This window comes from Alishewanella aestuarii B11 (assembly GCF_000280055.1).
Taxonomy (GTDB): Bacteria; Pseudomonadota; Gammaproteobacteria; order Enterobacterales; family Alteromonadaceae; genus Alishewanella; species Alishewanella aestuarii.
This window is the reverse complement of record NZ_ALAB01000021.1, coordinates 62,758-85,414: the sequence shown is the minus strand read 5'-3', so window position 1 is coordinate 85,414 and position 22,657 is coordinate 62,758. Positions and strand designations below refer to the sequence as shown.

At 51.2% G+C, this 22,657-nt stretch carries 20 protein-coding genes and 3 tRNA genes; 14 read left to right on the top strand and 9 right to left on the bottom strand.

What is annotated here, in order from left to right:
- Positions 1 to 81 precede the first annotated feature (81 nt).
- Complete coding sequence (locus AEST_RS07605) at positions 82 to 1,359, top strand: acetyl-CoA hydrolase/transferase family protein (RefSeq protein WP_008608227.1); 1,278 nt, start codon at positions 82 to 84, stop codon at positions 1,357 to 1,359.
- Positions 1,360 to 1,416: 57 nt separating this feature from the next.
- On the opposite strand, the gene AEST_RS07600 is transcribed toward AEST_RS07605, so the two are convergent.
- The 3 genes from AEST_RS07600 to AEST_RS07590 all read right to left on the bottom strand — a co-directional run bounded on the left by AEST_RS07600 (position 1,417) and on the right by AEST_RS07590 (position 5,654).
- Positions 1,417 to 2,205 carry a putative porin gene (locus AEST_RS07600; RefSeq protein ID WP_008608226.1) on the bottom strand — a complete coding sequence of 263 codons (789 nt, stop codon included), beginning with the start codon at positions 2,203 to 2,205 and terminating at the stop codon, positions 1,417 to 1,419.
- Between the two features lie 120 nt (positions 2,206 to 2,325).
- Positions 2,326 to 4,341, bottom strand: coding sequence for an excinuclease ABC subunit UvrB (gene uvrB / locus AEST_RS07595; RefSeq protein ID WP_008608225.1), 2,016 nt, complete (start codon positions 4,339 to 4,341; stop codon positions 2,326 to 2,328).
- A gap of 8 nt (positions 4,342 to 4,349) precedes the next feature.
- Positions 4,350 to 5,654 (bottom strand): MATE family efflux transporter, encoded by a 1,305-nt coding sequence (locus AEST_RS07590; RefSeq protein WP_008608224.1) that lies wholly within the window; start codon positions 5,652 to 5,654, stop codon positions 4,350 to 4,352.
- Between the two features lie 570 nt (positions 5,655 to 6,224).
- Here AEST_RS07590 and AEST_RS07585 point away from each other — a divergent pair.
- The 12 genes from AEST_RS07585 to gloA all read left to right on the top strand — a co-directional run bounded on the left by AEST_RS07585 (position 6,225) and on the right by gloA (position 15,640).
- Positions 6,225 to 6,301, top strand: a tRNA-Asn gene (locus tag AEST_RS07585).
- Positions 6,302 to 6,322: 21 nt separating this feature from the next.
- Positions 6,323 to 6,399, top strand: a tRNA-Asn gene (locus tag AEST_RS07580).
- A 31-nt stretch (positions 6,400 to 6,430) separates the two neighbouring features.
- Positions 6,431 to 6,507, top strand: a tRNA-Asn gene (locus AEST_RS07575).
- A 139-nt stretch (positions 6,508 to 6,646) separates the two neighbouring features.
- The gene (locus AEST_RS07570) at positions 6,647 to 8,575 is read left to right on the top strand and encodes an EAL domain-containing protein (RefSeq protein WP_008608223.1); all 1,929 of its coding nucleotides are present in this window, start codon (positions 6,647 to 6,649) and stop codon (positions 8,573 to 8,575) included.
- A 121-nt stretch (positions 8,576 to 8,696) separates the two neighbouring features.
- Positions 8,697 to 9,281 carry an electron transport complex subunit RsxA gene (rsxA, locus tag AEST_RS07565; protein WP_008608221.1) on the top strand — a complete coding sequence of 195 codons (585 nt, stop codon included), beginning with the start codon at positions 8,697 to 8,699 and terminating at the stop codon, positions 9,279 to 9,281.
- Complete coding sequence (rsxB, locus tag AEST_RS07560) at positions 9,278 to 9,829, top strand: electron transport complex subunit RsxB (protein WP_008608220.1); 552 nt, start codon at positions 9,278 to 9,280, stop codon at positions 9,827 to 9,829. The genes rsxA and rsxB overlap by 4 nt, the downstream gene beginning before the upstream one ends.
- Before the next feature lie 6 nt (positions 9,830 to 9,835).
- On the top strand, positions 9,836 to 12,199 hold the full coding sequence (gene rsxC / locus AEST_RS07555; protein ID WP_008608219.1) for an electron transport complex subunit RsxC: 2,364 nt from the start codon (positions 9,836 to 9,838) through the stop codon (positions 12,197 to 12,199).
- Positions 12,196 to 13,263 carry an electron transport complex subunit RsxD gene (gene rsxD, locus AEST_RS07550; RefSeq protein WP_008608217.1) on the top strand — a complete coding sequence of 356 codons (1,068 nt, stop codon included), beginning with the start codon at positions 12,196 to 12,198 and terminating at the stop codon, positions 13,261 to 13,263. Before rsxC ends, rsxD begins: the two co-directional genes overlap by 4 nt.
- Positions 13,260 to 13,892: an electron transport complex subunit RsxG gene (gene rsxG, locus AEST_RS07545; protein WP_008608216.1), complete on the top strand. Its 633-nt coding sequence runs from the start codon at positions 13,260 to 13,262 to the stop codon at positions 13,890 to 13,892. The genes rsxD and rsxG overlap by 4 nt, the downstream gene beginning before the upstream one ends.
- Positions 13,889 to 14,584: an electron transport complex subunit E gene (locus tag AEST_RS07540; protein WP_008608215.1), complete on the top strand. Its 696-nt coding sequence runs from the start codon at positions 13,889 to 13,891 to the stop codon at positions 14,582 to 14,584. Before rsxG ends, AEST_RS07540 begins: the two co-directional genes overlap by 4 nt.
- A 12-nt stretch (positions 14,585 to 14,596) precedes the next feature.
- Entirely contained in the window at positions 14,597 to 15,229 is a 633-nt protein-coding gene (gene nth / locus AEST_RS07535) for an endonuclease III (RefSeq protein ID WP_008608214.1), read from the top strand.
- A gap of 9 nt (positions 15,230 to 15,238) precedes the next feature.
- Complete coding sequence (gene gloA / locus AEST_RS07530; protein ID WP_008608213.1) at positions 15,239 to 15,640, top strand: lactoylglutathione lyase; 402 nt, start codon at positions 15,239 to 15,241, stop codon at positions 15,638 to 15,640.
- Positions 15,641 to 15,655: 15 nt separating this feature from the next.
- Here gloA and AEST_RS07525 read toward each other — a convergent pair whose 3' ends face one another.
- The 6 genes from AEST_RS07525 to AEST_RS07500 all read right to left on the bottom strand — a co-directional run bounded on the left by AEST_RS07525 (position 15,656) and on the right by AEST_RS07500 (position 20,757).
- Complete coding sequence (locus AEST_RS07525; RefSeq protein ID WP_008608212.1) at positions 15,656 to 16,525, bottom strand: substrate-binding periplasmic protein; 870 nt, start codon at positions 16,523 to 16,525, stop codon at positions 15,656 to 15,658.
- A 68-nt stretch (positions 16,526 to 16,593) separates the two neighbouring features.
- Positions 16,594 to 17,481, bottom strand: a complete 888-nt coding sequence (locus AEST_RS07520; protein WP_008608210.1) for an aspartoacylase — start codon at positions 17,479 to 17,481, stop codon at positions 16,594 to 16,596.
- Between the two features lie 141 nt (positions 17,482 to 17,622).
- Positions 17,623 to 17,829 (bottom strand): bacterioferritin-associated ferredoxin, encoded by a 207-nt coding sequence (locus tag AEST_RS07515; RefSeq protein ID WP_008608208.1) that lies wholly within the window; start codon positions 17,827 to 17,829, stop codon positions 17,623 to 17,625.
- A gap of 94 nt (positions 17,830 to 17,923) precedes the next feature.
- Positions 17,924 to 19,126: an ABC transporter permease gene (locus AEST_RS07510; RefSeq protein WP_008608207.1), complete on the bottom strand. Its 1,203-nt coding sequence runs from the start codon at positions 19,124 to 19,126 to the stop codon at positions 17,924 to 17,926.
- The gene (locus AEST_RS07505; RefSeq protein WP_008608206.1) at positions 19,126 to 19,926 is read right to left on the bottom strand and encodes an ABC transporter ATP-binding protein; all 801 of its coding nucleotides are present in this window, start codon (positions 19,924 to 19,926) and stop codon (positions 19,126 to 19,128) included. The genes AEST_RS07510 and AEST_RS07505 overlap by 1 nt, the downstream gene beginning before the upstream one ends.
- A 12-nt stretch (positions 19,927 to 19,938) precedes the next feature.
- Positions 19,939 to 20,757, bottom strand: coding sequence for a DUF3025 domain-containing protein (locus AEST_RS07500; RefSeq protein ID WP_008608205.1), 819 nt, complete (start codon positions 20,755 to 20,757; stop codon positions 19,939 to 19,941).
- A 153-nt stretch (positions 20,758 to 20,910) separates the two neighbouring features.
- Between AEST_RS07500 and asnB the strand changes: the two genes are divergently transcribed.
- Positions 20,911 to 22,575, top strand: a complete 1,665-nt coding sequence (gene asnB, locus AEST_RS07495) for an asparagine synthase B (protein WP_008608204.1) — start codon at positions 20,911 to 20,913, stop codon at positions 22,573 to 22,575.
- Positions 22,576 to 22,657: the final 82 nt, after the last annotated feature.

Here is a 22,657-nt window from a genome sequence, read left to right as displayed (position 1 = left end):
TATGGCTGCGACTTGATCGTTATCAGCTTTGCGCCGCGCAAAAACAGCTAAACTGGGGCTTTACCGCTCAGTGGAGACCCTATGCGCTGCGAAACCGCCGAACAGGCTTTAAGTATCCTCGCCGATCATGAGCAAATCTGGTGTCAATCTATGGCCGCCACGCCATGGTTCTTATTACAGGCCCTGGCGAAACTGGCGCCACGCTACCAAAACCTTACTCTGCTACAGCTACATACTGAACATAGCGAAATCTTGTGCCAGCCCGAGCTACAGGGCCATCTGCGTCAGCGCTGTTTCTTTGTTGGTAGCAGTACCCGCAGCGCTATTCAGTGCGGCCAGGCTGACTATGTACCGATTTTTTTATCGGAAATTCCCAAACTATTCCGCAGTGGCGAACAGCCGCTGGATGCGGCCCTGATCCAGGTTTCGCCGCCAGATAACCATGGCTATTGCAGTCTTGGTATTTCGGTCGAAGCCACCCGTGCTGCGCTGCAAATGGCGAAAAAAGTGATCGCCTGGGTTAATCCGCAAATGCCGCGTACCCATGGCGATTCTTTTATTCACCTAAGCCAAATTGACCGCTATGTCGAGTTTAGTGCACCGATGCCGCTGCATCTGCCGGCGGAATTGGATCCGGTGACCCGGCAAATTGGCCAGCACGTTGCCAGCCTGATCCGCGATGGTGATTGTTTGCAAATGGGCATCGGTGCTATCCCGGATGCGACTCTGGCCTGCCTCGGATCGCACCAGCGTTTGGGGATCCATACCGAAATGTTTTCCGATGGCGTACTGCCACTGATTGCCAAAGGCGTCATTACCAATCAAAACAAAAAAAAGCACCGCGGTAAGATTGTCACCACCTTCGCGATGGGCTCACAAGCCTTGTATGATTTTGTCGATGACAATCCACAGGTCGTGTTTTTAGATGTGGAATACACCAACGATACGGCAGTGATCCGCCAGAATCCGCAAGTGGTGGCGATTAACAGTGCGCTGCAGGTTGATCTTAGCGGTCAGGTTTGTGCCGATTCACTCGGTACTAAGATCTATTCCGGTGTCGGTGGTCAGATGGATTTTGTCCGCGGCGCCAGTTTATCTGAAGGTGGCCGCGCTATTATTGCCCTGCCCGCTACCGCTGCGGGTGGCAAGGTTTCCCGCATTAGCTCCTTGCTGACTCCTGGTGCTGGTGTGGTGACGACCCGCGCCCACGTCAACTATATCGTGACGGAGTACGGTATCGCCCAGTTGCGTGGCCGCAGTTTAACTGAACGGGCGAAAGCGCTGATCGCGATAGCAGCACCGCAATTTCAGGAAACCCTGGCGCGGCAAGCCCGCGATGATTGGGGCTTATCGGTATAACAGGTATAAAAAAGGGGCCAGCATGGCCCCTAATATCAGCAACAAAGGTTTAGCAGCTTAGAAGCGGAAGCTGGCACCAAGATGGTACAGATCGTCGCCGGTTTCCAGGCTATCAAAGGTTACACCAGCGCGTAACGCCAGATTTGGCATCGCATACCACTGACCGCGAACCGTAAAGGCGTCAGATTCAGAATTAAATACGCCCTTGCTGGTCCAGTCATAAGCCAGTCCCAGTGACAGGTTACGACCAAAATAGTAATCACCCGCGACACCGAAACGGCCCAGTGAGCTATTGGCCTGATCCATATAGCTGGCTTCAACACTGATAAAATCGCCATGTGCCAGCGTCATTAACTTTTTGGTGCTCACACCGTACTGGGTAACACTGCCATCGCCATCCGGGCGCAGGTGTTCTACATCCAGTTTTAGCAACCAGCTTGGATCCAGGTAATAACCCAGACTTGCCTGACCCACGCGATCATCGCTATTGTTCAGTTCAGTCCATAATAAGCTGGCATAGAAGTTATGGCTAACATCACGGTATTCACCACCCAGACTCCAACCGCTTAAACTGGTTTTGCCCAGATTACCAAAGTCGAACTGGTTATAGCTGTAGCCAAACAGCAGGCTGCTGCTACGGCTTAAAAAGCCAGCTTCTGCCAGTGGCATATTATTCGCAGCCTGCACCGGGTTTAAATAGAACTGGTGTGACAAATTGTAAGAGCGCAGGTCGGCATTCAGGATATCGCCCCACTGATAGTCCAGATTAGTCTGATGCTGGAAGCTATTGGCCAGTACGCCGGCAGAGCACAAAGATAAGGCGGTTGCGATTAAAGTACGTTTCATAGATGACCTCACTTAGTCAGTTTTCCGTTGGTTTCGTGCAACTGAGCGCATCTTAGGCGTTGCAACTTAATGAAAACTGAATAACCCTATGAAAACGTTTAGACTTTAAGCAATCACACCTTAATCTGCCGGTAATTCGAGCAATAACAGCTTTAGTTGGTGGATCTGATCCCGTAACGCCGCTGCCTGTTCAAACTCCAGATCACGGGCGTGCTGCAGCATTTTTTGCTCCAGTTGCTTAATTTCCGCCTGTAACTGATACGGCGTTTTGCCCTGCCGCAACCGGCTTTGCTCCGCCACCTGCCTTAGCTTCGGATCCATCGGTTGAGGTGCCTGCCCCAGATCCATCACGTCGGCCACTTTCTTTTTAATCGCTTGCGGGGCAATACCGTGCAAGGCATTAAAGGCTTGCTGTTTGGCCCGCCGCCGCTCCGTTTCCGAAATCGCCCGCTGCATGGAGTCGGTGATGCGATCAGCATACAGGATGGCGCGGCCACTCAGGTTACGCGCCGCCCGACCGATGGTTTGAATTAACGAGCGTTCTGAGCGCAAGAACCCTTCTTTATCGGCATCCAGAATGGCCACCAGCGACACTTCCGGAATATCCAGGCCTTCCCGCAGCAGGTTAATACCCACCAGCACATCAAACACGCCCAGCCGTAAATCCCGGATAATTTCCATCCGTTCGACGGTATCAATATCTGAGTGCAGGTAACGTACTTTGATCTGATGTTCGCTCAGATACTCAGTTAAATCCTCGGCCATTTTTTTGGTTAAGGTGGTGACCAATACCCGCTCATTTCGTTCTGCCCGTTGCATCGCTTCCGACATCAAATCATCGACCTGGGTCGCCACCGGCCGGATCTCAATCTCCGGATCGACCAGGCCGGTTGGCCGCACCACCTGCTCCACCACCTCACCGGCCGAGTGTTCCAGCTCATAGGCCGCCGGTGTTGCCGACACATAGATCCGCTGCGGTGCAATAATTTCAAACTCTTCAAATTTCAGCGGCCGGTTATCCAGAGCCGAAGGCAGCCGGAAACCATAATTCACCAGGTTTTCTTTGCGCGAACGGTCGCCCTTATACATGGCGCCAATTTGTGAAATGGTGACATGCGACTCATCAATAAACATCAGGCCATCACCCGGGAAATATTCCAGCAGCGTTGGCGGTGGCGAGCCGGGATCACGACCCGACAAATAGCGCGAATAGTTTTCAATACCTGAGCAATAACCCAGCTCGACCATCATTTCGATATCAAACTGCGTGCGCTGCGCGATCCGCTGCTCTTCCAGCAATTTATTCGCGGCTAACAGCTCCTGACGCCGGGCAGCCAAATCGACTTTAATTTGCTCGACGGCCGCTAAAATGGTTTCGCGTGGCGTGACATAGTGCGTTTTTGGATAAACCGTAAAGCGGGTGACAATTTTCTCAACAGCACCGGTTAAAGGATCAAATAAGCTAATTCGCTCAATTTCTTCATCGAACAGCTCAACCCTTACCGCAATATCATCCGATTCCGCCGGAAAGATATCGATCACTTCACCACGCACGCGGTAAGTGGCGCGTTCAAAGGCCAGATCATTACGGGTATATTGCAGCTCCGCCAGGCGACGCAGGATAAAACGCTGATCGACGATATCGCCCTGCTTCAGATGCAACAACATTTGCATATAGGACTGGGGATCACCCAGACCATAGATCGCGGATACCGATGCGATAATCACTACGTCGCGGCGCTCCATCAGCGCTTTAGTGGCGGATAAACGCATCTGCTCAATATGCTCATTGATCGAGGCATCTTTTTCAATAAAGGTATCTGTCGAGGGTACGTAGGCTTCAGGTTGGTAATAATCGTAATAAGAAACAAAGTATTCGACGGCATTGTGCGGGAAAAACGCCTTCATCTCGCCATACAATTGCGCGGCCAGGGTTTTGTTATGCGCCATAATCAGCGTCGGCCGCCCTACTTTGGCAATCACATTGGCCATAGTAAAGGTTTTACCGGAGCCGGTTACCCCAAGCAGGGTCTGATGCGCCAGTCCGTCTTCCAGACCCTCGACTAATTTACGAATGGCTTCAGGTTGATCGCCGGCCGGTTGATAGTCGGATACAAGTTCAAAAGCGCGCGACATATAATTCCTTACTGATAACGTTGTATAACCTGCTTAAACCAATAATAGGCCAGACTGGCGGTCAGTAAATTGCCAACCATAGCGCCGATAAATAATCCTGGCACCCCAGCGATTTTTGCTCCCAGCCAGGCTAGCGGAATATAACAGACAAAAAACCGTACCAAACTCAATATCATTGCTTTCGCTGGCAAATGTAAAGCGTTGAACGAGGAGTTGGTTAAGATGATTACGCCCTGCAAGCCATAACTTAGCGGTAATGACCAGATAAAATAGCGGATATAGGTCGCAACCTGTTGATCCTGGGTAAACAAGGCCGCTATCGGATAAGCCAGCAGCGCCAGTAACAGGAAGACGCCGGCTTGCCACTTTAAAACAAAGTGGCAAGCGGTAAAGTAGGCTTGTTGCACCCGCCCCAACAAGCCGGCACCGAAGTTTTGCCCGACAACCGGCGGTAAGGTCATCGAGAGCGCCAGCACCACCAGACAGGCAATACTTTCCAGCCGCATACCAACCCCCAGCGCAGCGACCGCTTCCGGACCATAGGACGCAATGATTACCATCAGTATCGCCATAGCTATCGGCGTCAGCATATTTGCCACAGCGGCCGGCATACCGATATGCAAGATGCGCCGCCAGATCGGCAGTGCTAGCGATAGCGGCAAATAGAAACGATCAAGCAGACCTCTTTTCACTGCCAGCCAATAAATAATAAAAATAAAACCCGTTAACCAGGAGAACACGGTCGCCAGTGCCGCCCCCTGCATACCCATGGCTGGCACCGGGCCTAAACCGAAGATCAGGATGGGATCCAGCACCGCATTGACCAAACCACCACTCGCCATCACTAAGCTGGGGATCTTGGTTTCGCCCGCTGCGCGCAAAATAGCATTACCAATCATTGGCGTAACCAGCAGCACTGAACCTGCCAGCCAAATCAGCATATATTCCCGGATAAACGGCAACGTCGTGTCAGTGGCGCCCAGTAAACTAAATAATGGTTCCAGGTAAAAGGCGATAATCAGCGCCAGCACACTAACCAGCGCGGCACCTAACCATAAAGCAGCTAGACTGTCTTCTTTAGCCGTATCAGCTAAACCGGCTCCCAGCGCCTTCGCAATGACGGCTGAAGTACCGATACTTAAACCTATTGCCAGGCTGATTAGTAAAAAAGTAACAGGAAAGGTAAAGCTGATCGCCGCCAGCTGTGCGGTACCTAATAAGCTGATAAAAAAGGTATCAACCAGATTAAAGCTCATCATCGTCAGCATACCGCCCAGTACCGGCCAGGTCAGGCGTTGCAGCAAAGGCGACATAGCAGCTGTTAATAGCGGATTTTGAGATTGAAGCCGACTTTCTGACATTTTATACACTGAGGGATAAGGGCGCTCTATTGTAGTTAAGTTCGCCGTCCAGCACCATGCCCGTATTAACGTTACGACCGACAATAAGCAAAAAAGTGCACAATAGCGGCAAATCGCCGCTTTAACCAACAATCAGCTAATCATCCACCTCCAATCTGAAGCCGCAAAGAATAAATTATTGTTTTTTAATGATATAATTTTTTGCCGCAAAGCTATTGACCGCAGCCAAACGCAGCAGAATCAAGGCTTGGCTGCAACAGATAACTGATAACTCACAGAGTTATCCACAGCTTCTGTGAGTAACTTTTGCCACCCCTTTACCGGCGAGCGCTGCACAACAAATTTATCTGTAGCAGCGGTTGTCTTTTCTGAAAATCACACCATTCTGGCGCCCAAGAATGCTGTCAAAAGCAGCATAATGGCGAAACTCTATGCAAGTGAACCTTTGTGCTGAAAATCCCGCAGTCAAAGTGTTGACAGGCTGATGTGCTGGCATTAGTATTGCGCCCCGTTGAATGCTGTTCCCTAGTAGCTCAGTTGGTTAGAGCGGCGGACTGTTAATCCGTAGGTCACTGGTTCGAGTCCAGTCTGGGGAGCCACTTCCTCAACAGCATTTTTGTTCCCTAGTAGCTCAGTTGGTTAGAGCGGCGGACTGTTAATCCGTAGGTCACTGGTTCGAGTCCAGTCTGGGGAGCCACTTCACTATCAGCCTTAAAGGCACTTATCGTTCCCTAGTAGCTCAGTTGGTTAGAGCGGCGGACTGTTAATCCGTAGGTCACTGGTTCGAGTCCAGTCTGGGGAGCCACATTCTTTTCTGTGTCACTCATCGCGTAAATCAGCCTTTTTGGTTATTTATTTATTTTTAAGGTTTTTTTTGCTTTAATATAAGTGATTAAGGAATACCCGACCTGCGCACAGGAACTTGGCTCTGAAGGTGGCTTAGCATGATCAAAAATTTTCGTACACTGCTTATCGCGCAACTTGTCTCTGCCCTGCTGTTAATCCTGCTTTTAATGATTGCGTTCTTACACCAGAGTAAAAATTTACTGCAGCAACAGGAAGTACAAACCAAGCTCGCCATGGAACAGGTGCTGATCTCACACGTGGGCGTAGATGGTAAAGCACTCAGCCGTCAGGTTGAACGCAGTTTCCCATTAAACAGTCTGCAGATCAGCAAAACTGATGGCACTATTCTTTACGAGTATAACAACCCTCAACGTCAAAGCAGTCTGCTGCATGCGCTATTAAATCTGACCGGACATAACTTTGCGTCACAGTATGTCAGAGATGAAGCGCAAGAGCTGGTGGTACGCTTTGAGTTAAACCCGCAGCAAATTCTGGCGCCACTACAAAGCTTTTTCTGGCTACTGCTGGTATTGCCACTGTTATTAGGCTGGGTGCCCGTGTTTTTTGTTAAAAGTAGCCTGGAGCATAAATACACTCGCACCAGCGCGGCCGTGAATCAGGCAATCGAAGGCTTCCTGAATCAACAGCAACCGGATGTTCATGCCTTTCGGAAGCTCCCGGCGGAGTTTTCTGATCTTGCTCAGGCTTTACAGCGCCTGGCACAACACACCCGCCAGCAATATGAAAGAATGACAGCCGACGCTCAGCAAATTGCCGAGGAAGCCTATAAAGATCCGGTAACCGGCCTGCCGAACCGTAATCGCTTTGTGCAAGGCTATGACGAACTTAGCCAAAACGAAGACTTAAATAAATTTGGCATTTTTGCTATTACCCGTTGTACCGAATTACAGAGTATTAATCAGAGCCGGGGCTTCCAGGAAGGTGACAACTATGTCAGCCAGGTCGCGGAAATTATCAAGAAAACCATCGCAACCTATAAGCATGCGCGTTTATATCGGCTGAACAGCTCCGATTTTGGTTTGCTGTTACCTCATGTCACGCCAAAAGAAGCGGAGAATTTTGCGCTGCAGCTGCAAAGTCGTTTTAACGAGTTCCAGAAGCTGGCGGAGCTGGAGTCTGTTGCCTATACCGGCCTGGTGAGTTACGAAGCCGGTAAACCGCTCGGGGAGTTGCTGGCAACAGCCGATACCTCGATTAGCCTGGCGCAAACCAAACAGCCTAACGCCTGGCATCTGCAGAAAGACAGCAGCGGTCTGGAAAATGCCAGCAACAGCTACGGCAACCAGAACTGGCGCAATGTGATTGAAGAGGTGTTAGCGAACAGCAGAATCAGCTTGTTAGTGCAAACCATTCAGCCTTCCAGTCGCGCGGCCAAGGCCTACTCCGAGATTTTAGTGCGCTTTAAAACGCACGAAGATCAGATTTTACCTACCGCATCCTTTTTAGCGATGGCAGAAAAACTGGATAAAATTATTTCAGTTGACCGGATGATTATTGAGACCGCGCTGACGACAATCAAAGAGCGCAGTATGCAAGACCAGTATTTTGGTATTAACTTGTCCCCACGTACTGTCCACGATGACCAATTTAATATCTGGCTAGAGCGGCGTTTGTTAAAGGATGCCAATATTGCCTCACGGCTGGTATTTGAAGTGACCGAATTTGGTCTGCAGCAGAACCTGAAAACCAGTAAACGCTTTATCGATATGGTGCACCGCGCCGGTGCCCGGATCACCGTAGAGAAATTCGGTGTTGGTATCACTTCCTTCAAGTTTTTCCGTGACCTGAAACCGGATTACGTTAAAATGGACGGTAGCTATACCCGTCATATTGATAACGACAAAAACAATCAATACTTTATGCGCCTGATGATCGACCTGGCACACCGTATCGGTGTCGGCGTCTTTGCCGAGTGTGTTGAATCTCAGGAAGAAAAACATATGCTGGAGTCGCTGTTTATCGATGGCACCCAGGGTTACTACATCGGCAAGCCGCAACCTTTGTAGTCCAGTCTGTATTGCTTTACAACCAAGGTTTTACTGCAAGGTAAAACCCTTTGTTTTATCAGGTTGTAAGCCTTAGCCCAAGCTTGCATAATATAGGCCCTATGCTGAGTACTTTACCCTTATGACTGAATTCTTGCTGCTGTTAATCAGCACAGTACTGGTGAATAACTTTGTACTGGTCAAATTTCTTGGCCTCTGCCCCTTTATGGGGGTGTCTGGTAAGCTGGAGACGGCTATTGGTATGTCGCTGGCGACAACCTTTGTGTTAACCCTGGCCTCGATTTGCAGCTATCTGGTCGACAGCTATTTACTGGCGCCTTTGGGCTTGCTGTATTTACGCACTCTGAGTTTTATTCTGGTGATTGCCGTGGTGGTGCAGTTTACGGAGATGGTAGTGCATAAAACCAGCCCGGGATTATATCGTTTACTGGGCATCTTCCTGCCGTTGATCACCACTAACTGCGCGGTGCTTGGCGTCGCCTTATTAAACGTCAACGCCCGGCATAATTTTATTAACTCCGCCCTCTATGGTTTTGGTGCGGCAGTCGGCTTCTCGTTGGTGCTGATCCTGTTTGCTGCCATGCGTGAACGGCTGGCCGCCGCTGACGTACCAGTACCCTTTAAAGGCGCGGCCATTGCGATGATTACCGCCGGTCTGATGTCGCTGGCCTTTATGGGCTTTAGTGGTCTGGTGAAAGCGCTATGACCTTATTCAATGCATTACTGGCGTTAGGTACCCTGGCTTTAATTTTCGGCGCACTGCTCGGCTATGCAGCAATCCGCTTTAAAGTCGAAAGCGACCCACTGGTAGAGCAGATTGATGATATTCTGCCGCAAACCCAATGTGGACAGTGTGGTTACCCTGGTTGCCGGCCTTATGCTGAAGCCATCGCCAATGGCGATGACATTAATAAATGCCCCCCCGGTGGTGAGGCAACCATTAAGAAATTAGCGGAATTGTTAGGCGTCGAAGCCAAACCGCTGAATGCCGCGCAGGAAGTCGCCATCAAAAGGGTGGCCTTTATCCGTGAAGATGAATGTATCGGCTGTACCAAATGTATTCAGGCCTGTCCGGTTGATGCCATCGTCGGTGCGTCAAAACAAATGCATACGGTGATTGCCGATGAATGTACCGGCTGCGATCTCTGTGTTGAACCCTGCCCGGTCGATTGTATTGATATGATCCCTGTTGCCGACTCTGTGGAGCGCTGGAAATGGGATCTGCAGGCCATACCGGTTAAGATGGTGGAGTAACAATATTTGCCAACCTTATTTCAGCAAATTCAGGCCGGCACCCTGTGGGACTTTCACGGTGGCATCCATCCGCCGGTACGGAAAAGTCAAACCAGTAGTAAGCCGGTGGCGCAGTTACCGCTGCCAGATCGGCTCTATCTGCCATTACGTCAGCATATTGGTGTTGCCGGCCGTTTGATTGTCGCTGTCGGACAACGGGTACTCAAGGGTGAAGCCTTAACCAGCGCCGATAATTCTATGACGGTACCGGTACATGCGCCAACCTCAGGTGTTATTCATAGTATCAGCCAGCATACCAGCGCTCACCCTTCAGCCCTACCTGAGCCGGTGATAGTCTTAGTTCCGGATGGCAAAGACGAATGGCGCGAGCGGCGGCCACTGAATATTGCCACCAGCAGCCGGCATCAAATACTGGAGCGGATCCAGGATAGCGGTATTGCTGGCATGGGTGGCGCTGGCTTTCCAACGCATTTAAAAGCCGGAATGCAGCAACCGGTAGATTATCTGATTATTAATGCCGTGGAGTGCGAACCCTATATCAGCGCCGATGATGCCCTGATGCAGGAAGCACCTACTACCATCGTCAAAGGTATTGATATTCTGTGTCAACTACTAAACCCCAAGGCGGTGCTGATTGGGATTGAAGCGGATAAACCTATTGCAATCGCCGCCCTTAAAGCCGCCTGCAGCCAACGCGAACACTACTATGTACGGGAAGTCCCGGTTAAATATCCGTCTGGCGGTGAAAAGCAGCTGATCCAATTGCTCACCAATAAAGAGGTTCCCGCCGGCCGCCGGCCAGCTGATATCGGCATCGTAATGCAAAACGTCGGCACGGCCTTTGCTATTGCTCAGGCAGTATTGGATGATCAGCCGTTAATCTCGCGAATTGTTACGGTGACCGGCGAAACGCTGCGCCAGCCACAAAATGTACTGGCACTGCTGGGTACTCCTGTCAGTGCCTTGCTGGATTTTTGTGGCTTTCAAAGCGAAGCACAGCAGAAGGTCATTATGGGTGGCCCGATGATGGGCTTTACGCTACCGGATCTGGCGGTACCCATTGTGAAAACCACTAACTGTATCTTGGCACCAACCCGCGACGAACTGCCGGATAATGGTCCTGAACTGGACTGTATCCGCTGCGGCCAATGTGCGGATGCCTGTCCGGCTACACTATTACCCCAGCAGTTGCTCTGGTACAGCAAGGCCCGGGATCCGGTAAAGCTGCAGGAATACAACCTGTTTGACTGTATAGAGTGTGGTGCCTGCGCTTACGTTTGCCCCAGTGAAATTCCACTGGTGCAATATTACCGCGTGGCCAAGGCCGAGATCCGTGAGCAACAACGCGAAGCCTTAAAAGCAGAGCAGGCAAAAGCCCGCTTTGAAGCCCGCAATGCCCGGCTGGAGCAGGAAAAGCAGCAGCGCCTGGCGCGCAATCAGCAACTGGCGGCCGCCAGACAGCAGGCGCAACCGAATGAAAACCAGGCTGTTGCCGAAGCTCTGGCGCGGGTTAAAGCCCAACAAGCGGAAAAAGCAGCGCTGCAGGCAACCGATAGCGCCAAAGATCATCAACAAATTCTGGCCGAACGCGAGTTGAAAAAACAACAAGCCCGTGAATATCAGGCGCAGAAACAGGCTGCAGCCGCAGCCAGTGTGGCAGACCGCACGCCGGCCAGCACATCTGACAGCTCGTTGGACAATAAAGCCGCTGCCGTCGCCGCTGCCATCGCCCGTGCTAAGGCGCGTCAGGCAGATGCCGATTCCAGCCCTACTGTAGAGCAAACCTCAGCCGCTGAGCCAACAACACCAGAAGCAGCCGACCCACGCCAAGCCGCCGTTGCCGCCGCCCTGGCCAGAGCCAAAGCCCGACAAGCAGGGCAGACCAATAGCACCATGGCAGAACCCTCTGCCATCGCTGCCGAACCCGAACAGCAAGATCCGCGCCAGGCCGCTATTGCTGCAGCGTTGGCCAGAGCCAAAGCAAAACAATCAGTAACAGCGACCGTAGAAACAACAGTAACAGAGCCTGTGGCCGCAGATGCAGTTGCGATGCAGGAAGATCCGCGTAAAGCGGCTATTGCCGCAGCACTGGCCAGAGCCAAAGCAAAGCAATCGGCAACGCCGGCACAAGAAACAGCCATAGTTAAGCCTGCTGCGGCAGACATCGCTGTGACAACAGCACAGCAAAGCCTGGCGCCTGATACTGGGATACAGCCTGACACTGCCGGCAATGACGACCCGCGCAAAGCCGCAGTCGCCGCCGCCCTGGCCCGCGCCAAAGCCCGCAAAGCGCAGCAGAGTACTGAGCACCAGACTACTGAGCAACAGCTCAGTGAACAACGAGACAGTGAAGAGAGTAAAACAGAATGAGCTTTAAAATAGCCAGCTCACCACACCACCATAACCAACGCACCACCAGCAGTCTGATGCAATGGGTGGCGCTGGCTGCCCTGCCCGGTATAGCAGTACAGGCAGTCTTTTTCGGCTACGGTGTGCTGGTGCAACTGCTGCTGGCTATTTGTACCGCCTGGCTTTGCGAAGCCCTGATCCTCCGGTTGCGCCAGAAAGCGGTATTGCCGCGCCTGCTTGATCATAGTGCCCTGGTAACCGCGGTACTGCTGGCGATCGCAATACCGCCCTATGCGCCCTGGTGGCTGATTGTGATAGGTACGGCCTTTGCGATTGTGATGGTGAAACAGCTGTATGGCGGCTTGGGTAACAATCTGTTTAATCCAGCGATGGCCGCCTATGTCATGCTGCTTATTTCTTTTCCGGTACAGATGACGCAATGGCTGCCGTCGGTCAGTTTACAGCCGGTCGCGCTCAGCCCGCTCGATGCGTTTTGTATGGTATTTACCGAGTACAGCTGCAGTGGCTTTAGTTTGTCGCAGCTACAACAAGGCGTTGATGGCAGTACACAAGCGACGCCGCTGGATAGTTTGCGTCAGGATCTGGCGGCCGGGATGACGCTGGCAGAAAGCTTACAACGGCCGGTATTTTATAGCTTTGCCGGTGCCGGCTGGTTATGGGTGAATCTGGCGTACTTACTGGGCGGACTGCTACTGATCCAACAAAAGGTGATCAGTTGGCGTATTCCTGCAGCCGTGCTGGCAGGTCTGGCCGTGCCTTCGCTGTTATTCTGGCTGGGTTCAGCCGGTGCCAGCCCAAGCCCGCTATTCCATCTGTTTAGCGGCGCGACTATGCTGGCGGCTTTTTTTATTGCCACCGATCCGGTTTCAGCCTCTACTACCGATAAAGGCCGCCTCTGGTATGGCGCTTTAATTGGTCTGTTGGTCTACCTGATCCGTAGCTATGGCGGGTATCCGGATGCCTTTGCCTTCGCAGTGCTGCTGGCCAATATGAGCGTCCCCTTGATTGATTATTATACCCGGCCCCGCACCTATGGCCACAAAGCAAAACGGAACCTGAAATGATCCGCTTTATCAGTAAAAATGCCCTGATCCTGGCACTGGTCGCCCTGCTTTGTGTCGCTATTCTTGGTACCATAAATCAGCTCACGGCAGAGCGCATTGCCGAACAACAGCTGTTAAGCCGGATGAATACCCTGCAGGAGGTGTTGCCCGAGCCAGCCGATGTCCGCACCCTACTGGCCGATTGTGTCCAGGTAACGGCACCTGAGGCGCTGGGGCGCAGCACAGCTCAGGCGGTATACCGTTGGCGCGTTCAGCAACAGCTAAAAGCCTTTATTGTCGAAACGACAGCACCGGACGGTTACAGCGGCAATATCGATTTATTGGTTGCAGTAACGCCTGGCGGCGAAGTATTGGGCAGCCGGGTACTGAACCATCAGGAAACACCGGGGCTGGGTGATAAAATTGAGAGCCGCCGAAATAATTGGATTTATGCCTTTAGCGGCCAGAGCGCAACCGAGGCCGATGCCAAACGTTGGGCGGTAAAAAAAGATGGCGGTGACTTTGACCAGTTTACCGGCGCGACCATTACCCCCCGAGCGGTGATCAATGCCATCTATCGCACCGCCCGCTTCGTGCAACAACACCCGGAACTGGCAGACGCCACGGCAAATTGTGAGATCATGCCATGAGTCAATTTAAAGAGCTTAGCCTGCAGGGGCTATGGAAAAATAACCCTGGCCTGGTGCAGTTACTCGGGCTCTGCCCACTGTTGGCGGTAACAGGTACCCTGACCAATGCGCTGGGGCTGGGCCTGGCAACGCTACTGGTGTTACTCGGTTCGAATATCGTGGTATCTCTGGTACGCCAACACGTACCTAATGAAATCCGGATCCCAATTTTCGTACTGATTATTGCCAGCTTTGTGACAGTGGTGCAGCTGCTGATGAACGCCTTTACCTTCGGGCTTTATCAATCACTGGGGATCTTTATTCCTCTGATTGTTACCAACTGCGCCATTATCGGCCGCGCCGAAGCCTTTGCGTCGAAAAACCCGGTGTTACCGTCCGCTATTGATGCGCTGATGATGGGGCTGGGCTTTTTACTGGTGTTACTGGTGTTAGGCGGCATGCGCGAGCTGCTGGGTCAGGGCACCTTGTTTGACGGTGCTGAGCTATTGTTGGGCGACTGGGCCAGAGTACTGCGAATTGAAGTATTTCACAGCGACAATCATTTCTTACTGGCGATGCTGCCGCCAGGCGCCTTTATTGGTATGGGGCTGCTGATTGCGTTAAAGAACAGTATTGACCAGCGCCTGGCTAAGCGGCAGATCATTGAAAAAGGCAGTATTGCCCGCGCCCGGGTTACCGGCTCGGTGCAATAAGACAAACAACGCATGAATAAAAACAAACGTATTGCTATGCTAAGCCGCCTGCGTGCGGCCAATCCAAACCCGACTACCGAGCTCGAATACAGCTCACCTTATGAGTTACTGATTGCGGTCCTGCTTTCAGCGCAGGCCACTGATGTGGGCGTTAATAAAGCCACCCGTAAACTGTTTCCGGTCGCACGTACGCCGGCCGCGATGCTGGCACTGGGCGTAGATGGCGTAAAAGACTATATTAAAACTATTGGCCTGTTTAATACTAAGGCTGAGAATGTGATTAAAACCTGCCGCATCCTGGTCGAGCAGCACAATGGCGAAGTGCCCGAGGAACGCGAGGCACTGGAGGCACTGCCGGGTGTCGGCCGTAAGACGGCTAATGTGGTACTGAATACCGCCTTTCGCTGGCCGACAATAGCGGTCGATACCCATATCTTTCGGGTATCTAACCGTACCAAACTGGCGCCGGGTAAGAATGTCGATGAGGTGGAACAAAAACTGCTAAAAGTGGTACCCGCCGAGTTTAAACTGGATGTCCACCACTGGTTAATTCTGCATGGCCGTTACACCTGTGTCGCCCGTAAACCTAAGTGCGGCTCATGCCTGATTGAAGACCTTTGCGAGTTCAAAACGAAAACCGAATAGGAGTAAAAAATGCGCATTCTACATACGATGTTACGGGTTGGTAACCTGGAAAAATCCATCGCCTTTTATACCGAAGTATTAGGAATGAAATTGCTGCGGCAATCGGAAAACCCGGAATATAAATATACGCTGGCCTTCGTCGGTTATGGTGATGAGAGCAGTAACGCTGTACTGGAACTGACTTATAACTGGGGTGTAGACAGTTATGATTTAGGCTCAGCCTTTGGCCATATTGCGCTGGAGGTGGAAAACGTGTACGACGCCTGCGACAAAATCCGCGCCAAGGGCGGCGTCATCAGCCGGGAACCCGGGCCAGTTAAAGGTGGTACGACCGAGATTGCTTTTGTCCGGGATCCGGATAATTATGCGATTGAGTTAATTCAGAAAAAAGCCAGTTACCAGCAACTGTAAACTTAGCAGCCGCGCTTATGGCTCCTGGCCAGGCGCGGCCTCTATTGACGGAGCACGCTCTGCCCCGGTTTGCTGTATTGCAATTCTGAGTTGCGCCGCGCGCTCTAAACGCTGAATCAATTCATCTGAAAAAGTGTCCTGATACAACTTGCGTACCGTACCATCATTGAACATTAGATCGAGTTGTTGCTGCCATAGCGCAATTTCAGCGTCCGAAAAATCCAAAGAAAATGCCAGATAAAGCGATACTTCGCTAATCGGCTGTAATGGCACCAGATTCAGCCCGGCCTGCGTAAAACGTGGTCCATGGCGCAGCACGTTAAGTGGGGTCAGCTCAGCCCGCCCCAGGCGTAACATTTGCACACAATCGCCGGCTCGTGACATTAGAACCAGATTTTGGCCTTCGTTAAAGCCCATGCTTTCTAAAGCTTGTTGATAAGAAGCACCGCGATAACCACAAGCAACATAGCGGTGGCTGAGTTCAGCGGCACTGATACTTAAACCAGCGAGCTCAGCCGGGCCATAAAGCTGCATATCGAAAAATTTAACCGGCCCCACCCATTTGAACAAGGCTTCGCGCTCCGGATTACGCACCGTTTCAAACAACACCGATCTTGGGGTTTGTTGCGCTCGCTGCATGGCTCGCGCCCAGGGCATTAAAAAATACGCTCCCTGTTGCTGCATCCTGCGACTGAGCTCCTGTACCAGCTCAACCATGACACCGGCCGGTACGCCCTGCTCGTTCAGGTAAGTGCCGGGCATACTGTGCTCTGTGATAAAGACCACCGTATTGTGACACTGCTCTTGCTTGCACTTTTCAGCAGCCGACACAGCAAAACCTGACAACAACAACGCCAGTAACAACACCCGGTAACGCAATGACATCTGAGTTAACTTCCTGTTATGGTTATTTCAGCTTTTGACTGCCAAGCATGGCTTACAGCCAAACATCCTTACAATTCAATCAGGACTTTCTCATTTAATGACATAGCCAGATTATTATCATAATAAGCGGCTTCATTGATAAAAGTCGGATACACCACCGTCTCTCCCTGATAGGGAACGACGGTACCGTCAAATAAGGTAAACAATGGGTCTCCCGGATGGATCGGCTGATAATCCCGATCCTGCACATTTTTATGTACCATGCCAATACGCTCACCACGTTCGTTCATGGGTAACTTGATACTGTGCAAGTAGCGGAAAGCTTCGGTTTGTTTTGGCAGTACCGGCAACGCATCGTTATTGTACAGCTCGACAAAATCCAAAATATGCTGCGTCATCCGATGCATCAGCTCCAGCACGTCTTGTCGTAATACCGACTGTGGCTGTGGTCCCACTTCTACCAGCACACCATAGCGACCCAAGGTACACATCAGTGCATGATCTTCAGCAGCAAAATGATCTTCATCACGCGAGATAATGGCTTCCGGCATTTTCATTTTGACGTAGGCAGCCAGCTTATTATAAAAGGGGCCGGCTTGCGTCAGGATTAGGCAGGCGCCCATATTGCTGGTGGTATTATGCAGGTCAATCAGCAGATCAATGCGGGCATTGCCTTTTGGCCCCAGTTGCGCGTTCAGCACCTTGGCACGGCTTTGTTCGTAATTACTCAGGTCAGGATTCGCCAGATCGACGGTTTTAAATTGACGATTTAAATCACTGTGCAGGTAGCGTTTGTTGGCGTAGTGCGCTTCCGGGTTAGCCCAAACGGTTTCGGTAGTAAAGCTACTGCGAGTAATTTGCTCAGGTTGTTGCTGATACTGCTTTACCAGGTAAATGCCAGAGAATTCGTTCCCATGCACGCCGCCAACAATGGCAACCTGTTTGATCTGATCCATTTCCCAACTCCTAACTGTCAAAGTGCCGCCGGCCAGCAAAATGCCAAAACGATAAACCCTGATAAAAATCAGGGCTTATTATGGCGTTGTTTGGTTGTAATGAAAATAAGCAAAAGGTGGGGATTGCAGATTAATTCATACTTACGCAGCTGGCTTGGCCAGACTGTCGATTAATTGTTGCTGTTTTACCAGCTCATTATGCAGGATCTGCTGCGCCTGACAGACGCATTTGCCACATTGACTACCGACACCTAACTCTGCTTTTAACTCACGCATCGTTTCGGCACCGCCGGCAATAGCTTGCTTAATCGCTTTATCCGTTACCGCTTTGCAAATACAAACAAACATGGCGCAGCCTCTTCTCAGAAAACTGCGCCATAATAATATTATTGCGAATCGTTATCAATAGCTTTTTTGATGCTGATGGATAAAAAGTCTACTGTTACCGGAACAGCACCTTTTCCTGTTGGAACCAGTGCACACAGAACGCAATCAAGGCAGCGGCCAACGCCACTGTCGCTCCGAAAATCAGCGCAATCATACTGCCATCGGCGGTGCCCTTAATCAGCTCTTTAATGGCCAGTGCCACATTCATCACCGGGATCATCGCGGTCTTGGTGGTCAGCTCTACCCCTGGCATCATGGCGGCAGCCAGCGGCACAAACATCAGAATTGACAACGGGCTCATATAGTTTTGCGCTTCTTTAAAGGTTTTGGCGTAAATAGAGATCGCCAACAACAAAGAGGCAAAAATGGCTGAGGTGGGCACGATCATCAGGAAGATCAGCAGCAGCTCGACGGTCGCGATCGCTCCCATTGCCTCCTGTACCACGGCAAAACCGGCAAAGGAACCGATAACTGCACCCCAGATCCCGAAGCTGGCGACGGTAATCAGCGCGCCAGCCAGACCGGTAGTTAATACCGTTAAGAATTTACCCAGTACAATGGCCGAGCGGCTAACCGGACAGATCAACAGCGTTTCCAGGGTACCGCGCTCTTTTTCACCGGCGCCCATATCAATGGCCGGATAGGAAGCGCCCAGCAAACACAGCGGGATCAGGATATAGGCGATCAGCGCACCAAACTTCTCACCGATATTTTCGCGTTTATCAGCAGTATCGACTTTCTGTACCGACACCGGTTTTAAAATAGCAGTCAGTTTTACCGGATCAACCCCCAGCGCTGATAAAGACTGACGTTGTAACTGGCCGGTATAGTTTTCCAGTAATTCATTAAAGTACCGCGACATAAAATCCAGCTGACTGGACTGATTATAAATCAGTTGCCACTGGCTTTGTTCTACCGCGCTTTGCTTGGCCTGAAAATCATCCGGGATCACTACCGCCACGGCAAATTCGCCGGCGCGGATAGCGGCTATCAGCTCCTCAGGCGCAGTCAGCGTAGACTCAACCCGTTTAAAATTCTTATGGTAAAACAAGGCTTCGGCAAATTCCGGCGCTTGGTCCCCATTTACAATCACATACTTGTGTTGCTCCTGCATCGCTTTGGCCGTGGTCGACGATAGCACCAACCCCATCACACCGAAAATCACCGGGAAAATAAAAATTGGCAGTAAGATCACAAAAATCAGGGTTTTGCGATCACGCATCAGTTCAGTTAATTCTTTTAAATAAACCTGCCACATCAGGCTGCTCCTTGCTCATTGGATTGTTGTTTTAACACAGCTAAAAAGGCGTCACGCAAATCACCGGTCGGTGCCAGGGCTTTAAACTCCGCCAGATCACCGGAAAACGCACTGATCCCTTTATCAATCACTACCACCCGGTCACATAAGCTGGCCACTTCATCCAGATGGTGCGTAGAGAAAATCACCGGGGTACCGACCTGTTTTAAGCCTTTAATAAAATCCAGTACCGTCTGTACCGTCATAATATCCAGGCCGGTGGTGGGTTCGTCCAGGATCACCACCTTCGGCGAGTGCACCACCGCGCGGGCAATAGCAGTTTTTTGTTTCATACCGGTCGACATATTGTCGGCACGACGGCTGGCGAAGTCATGCATATTCAGCATGGTGAACAGCTCATCAATCCGTTGCTTTAAAGCGGCCTCCTTCATGCCGTGCAGTCGGCCGAAATAGGCAATATTTTCATAGGCACTCAGCTTACCGTACAGACCGGTATCAGCCGATAAAAAACCAATTTGTTTGCGCGCTTTAACCGGCTCGCGCAGCACATCGACACCGTTAATCAGTACCGAGCCGGCATCCGGTTTCAACGCCGTAGAGAGCATGCGCAGGGTGGTGGTTTTACCGGCGCCATTAGGGCCTAATAGACCCAATACTTCACCCTGCCCACAGTGAAAACTGACATCACGTACTGAGCGGAATTCCTTGTCGGCATAGCGTACATCCTGCTTTTCGGTATCTGAAAGTTTGCTGCCTTTACCAAGGGCAAATGCCTTGGCCAGATTTTTTATTTCAATCATCTGCCTGTCCTGTTATGGCCTTCTACGTGGACGAAAATAATCCGTATTTGCATAAAACTCCGCCTGTTGATTTGCGGCGTACCAACCCGGTACCCCCAGCAAGGGTAGCGGTGTTAGCTGCAGATTATCAAGCAGTAAGTGATTGTTAGCAATTTGCAGCAGCAGCTTTTCATCGAGAAAAGTGTAAGCATCTGTTAAAGACCACTGGCTAAAGCCCGTTGGCACCTCGATAAATAGTGCTTTGGCAGTTAAACCGATAAAAGGCACTGCTGCCATTTCATAAATGGCATGGCCAAAAATCAGCGGCCGCACCCCCTGCCACCAGTCAGCCCGCTGCAGCCAAAAGCTTTGTTGCCACTGGTGATCGCGCAGTAAGCCAGCATGTGCCACCGCTGAGGGTTCCAGACAAAGCACCACACCGCACTCATCAAATAACGTCAGCTTATTGCGCAGCGGCGTGCGTTGTTTCTGGCCATACTGGGCGATCTCCGCGATATGCATTTGGTTTAACAGCGCCTTACTGCGGGGCAACAAACACCAAATCAGCGCCCCAAAAAAGTCATGCCAGTTTGCTGCCCGGGTCGGGATTTGCCGGGTGGCGAAAATAAAATCTTCATAGTAACGGCCATCCTGCTCCAATAGCGCATTTTCAACAAAGCTAAAGTCGGTGTTACTCCGCCAGTGGTTAAGCTGAGCCGGTTCGGGCCACTGACTCTGGTTTTGCAGAGGAAAACGCGCCACCAAATCAGTAAAAATGGGATTGGCCGTTAGTAAGGCGGCAGACCAGTCGGCAGGTGGGGTAAAACGGCTTTTTGATGAATTTTTCAGCATTATTGACTTTCAGTAATCGGAGCAGTGATAAATTTCGCCCAGCAGCCCAAAAAGCACTTGCAATTTTAAGCGGGCATGGCACAGTCAGGGGGTACGTATAGACGTACATACTGCCAAACTATGTGTTATTTAATTTGATTATCAGAGGTTATCATGTGTTCGATATTTGGGGTGCTTGACATCAGAACCGATGTTAAAGCATTGCGCCAGCAGGCGCTGCAGTTATCTAAGTTATTACGTCATCGTGGCCCGGATTGGTCCGGGATCTGGAATAACGACAATGCCATTCTGGTGCACGAGCGCCTGGCCATCGTAGATACTGAAAATGGTGCCCAACCCCTCATTAATGATAATCGAAATCACATTCTGGCAGTGAATGGTGAGATCTACAATCACAAACAACTGGAAAAAAATCTGGCCACGCCCTATCCGTTTAAAACCAAGTCGGATTGTGAGGTCATTCTACCGCTGTATTTAGAGCACGGCGCTGAGTTTATCGACAGCCTGCATGGTATGTTCGCGTTTGTGCTGTACGACGCCGAACAAGACCGCTACCTGATCGCCCGTGACCATATCGGTATTATTCCGCTGTACTATGGCTATGACGAGCATGGTCAACTGTTTGTGGCGTCAGAATTAAAGGCGCTGGTGCCGGTGTGCAAGCAAATTAAAGAATTCCCACCGGGTCATTACTTTGACAGCAAAATTGGCGAGCTACGTAAATACTACCAGCGCGACTGGATGCAGTTTGACGCGGTAAAAGATAACCTGGCCAGCGAGGCGGAGTTAAAAGCCGCGCTAGAACACAGTGTTAAAACCCACCTGATGTCAGACGTGCCCTATGGTGTGCTGTTATCCGGTGGTCTGGATTCATCGCTGATCTCGGCAATTGCCCAGCAGTTTGCCAAGCGCCGGGTGGAAGATGATGATCAAAGTGAAGCCTGGTGGCCACGGCTGCACTCTTTTGCCGTTGGCTTGCCCGGCTCACCGGATCTGGCGGCCGCACAAAAGGTCGCGGACGCCATCGGTACTGTGCATCACACCATCCATTTTAGTGTACAGGAAGCCTTAGATGCGCTGCGTGATGTGATTTATCATTTAGAAACCTATGACGTTACCACCATCCGTGCCTCGACCCCGATGTATCTGATGGCACGGAAAATCAAAGCCATGGGCATTAAGATGGTGCTATCGGGCGAAGGCTCGGATGAAATCTTCGGCGGCTATCTGTATTTCCATAAGGCGCCCAACGCCAAAGAGTTCCACGAAGAGACGCTGCGTAAGCTGGAGCGCTTACATATGTTCGACTGTAACCGCGCCAACAAAGCCATGTCAGCCTGGGGTATTGAAGCCCGGGTACCCTTCCTGGATAAGGAATTTATGGACGTGGCGATGCGTTTAAACCCGCAAGCGAAGATGTGCGGTGGCGGTAAGATGGAAAAGCATATCCTGCGTCAGGCTTTCGATGGTTTGCTACCGAATGAGATCCTGTGGCGTCAGAAAGAGCAATTCTCAGATGGCGTTGGCTATAACTGGATCGACAGCTTAAAAGCCCATGCCGCGAAAGAGATCAGTGATCAGCAGATGGCGACTGCCGCCTTCCGCTTCCCGGTCAATACGCCGGACAGCAAAGAAGCCTATTACTATCGGGTGATCTTTGAAGAGCACTTCCCACATGCTGGCGCTATTGCCTGTGTACCAGGTGGTAAATCCGTTGCCTGCTCGACGCCGGAAGCCCTGGCCTGGGATGCCAAAATGGCCGAGCTGACGGATCCGTCTGGTCGTGCTGTGCGCGATGTGCACGCTCAGGGTTATTAACCGCACAGCCAAGTGTAGACGCAGCCAAGCGCTGACAAAGCATAGCGCAGCGAAAGCCAAGCACTAACAAACTCAACCCGGT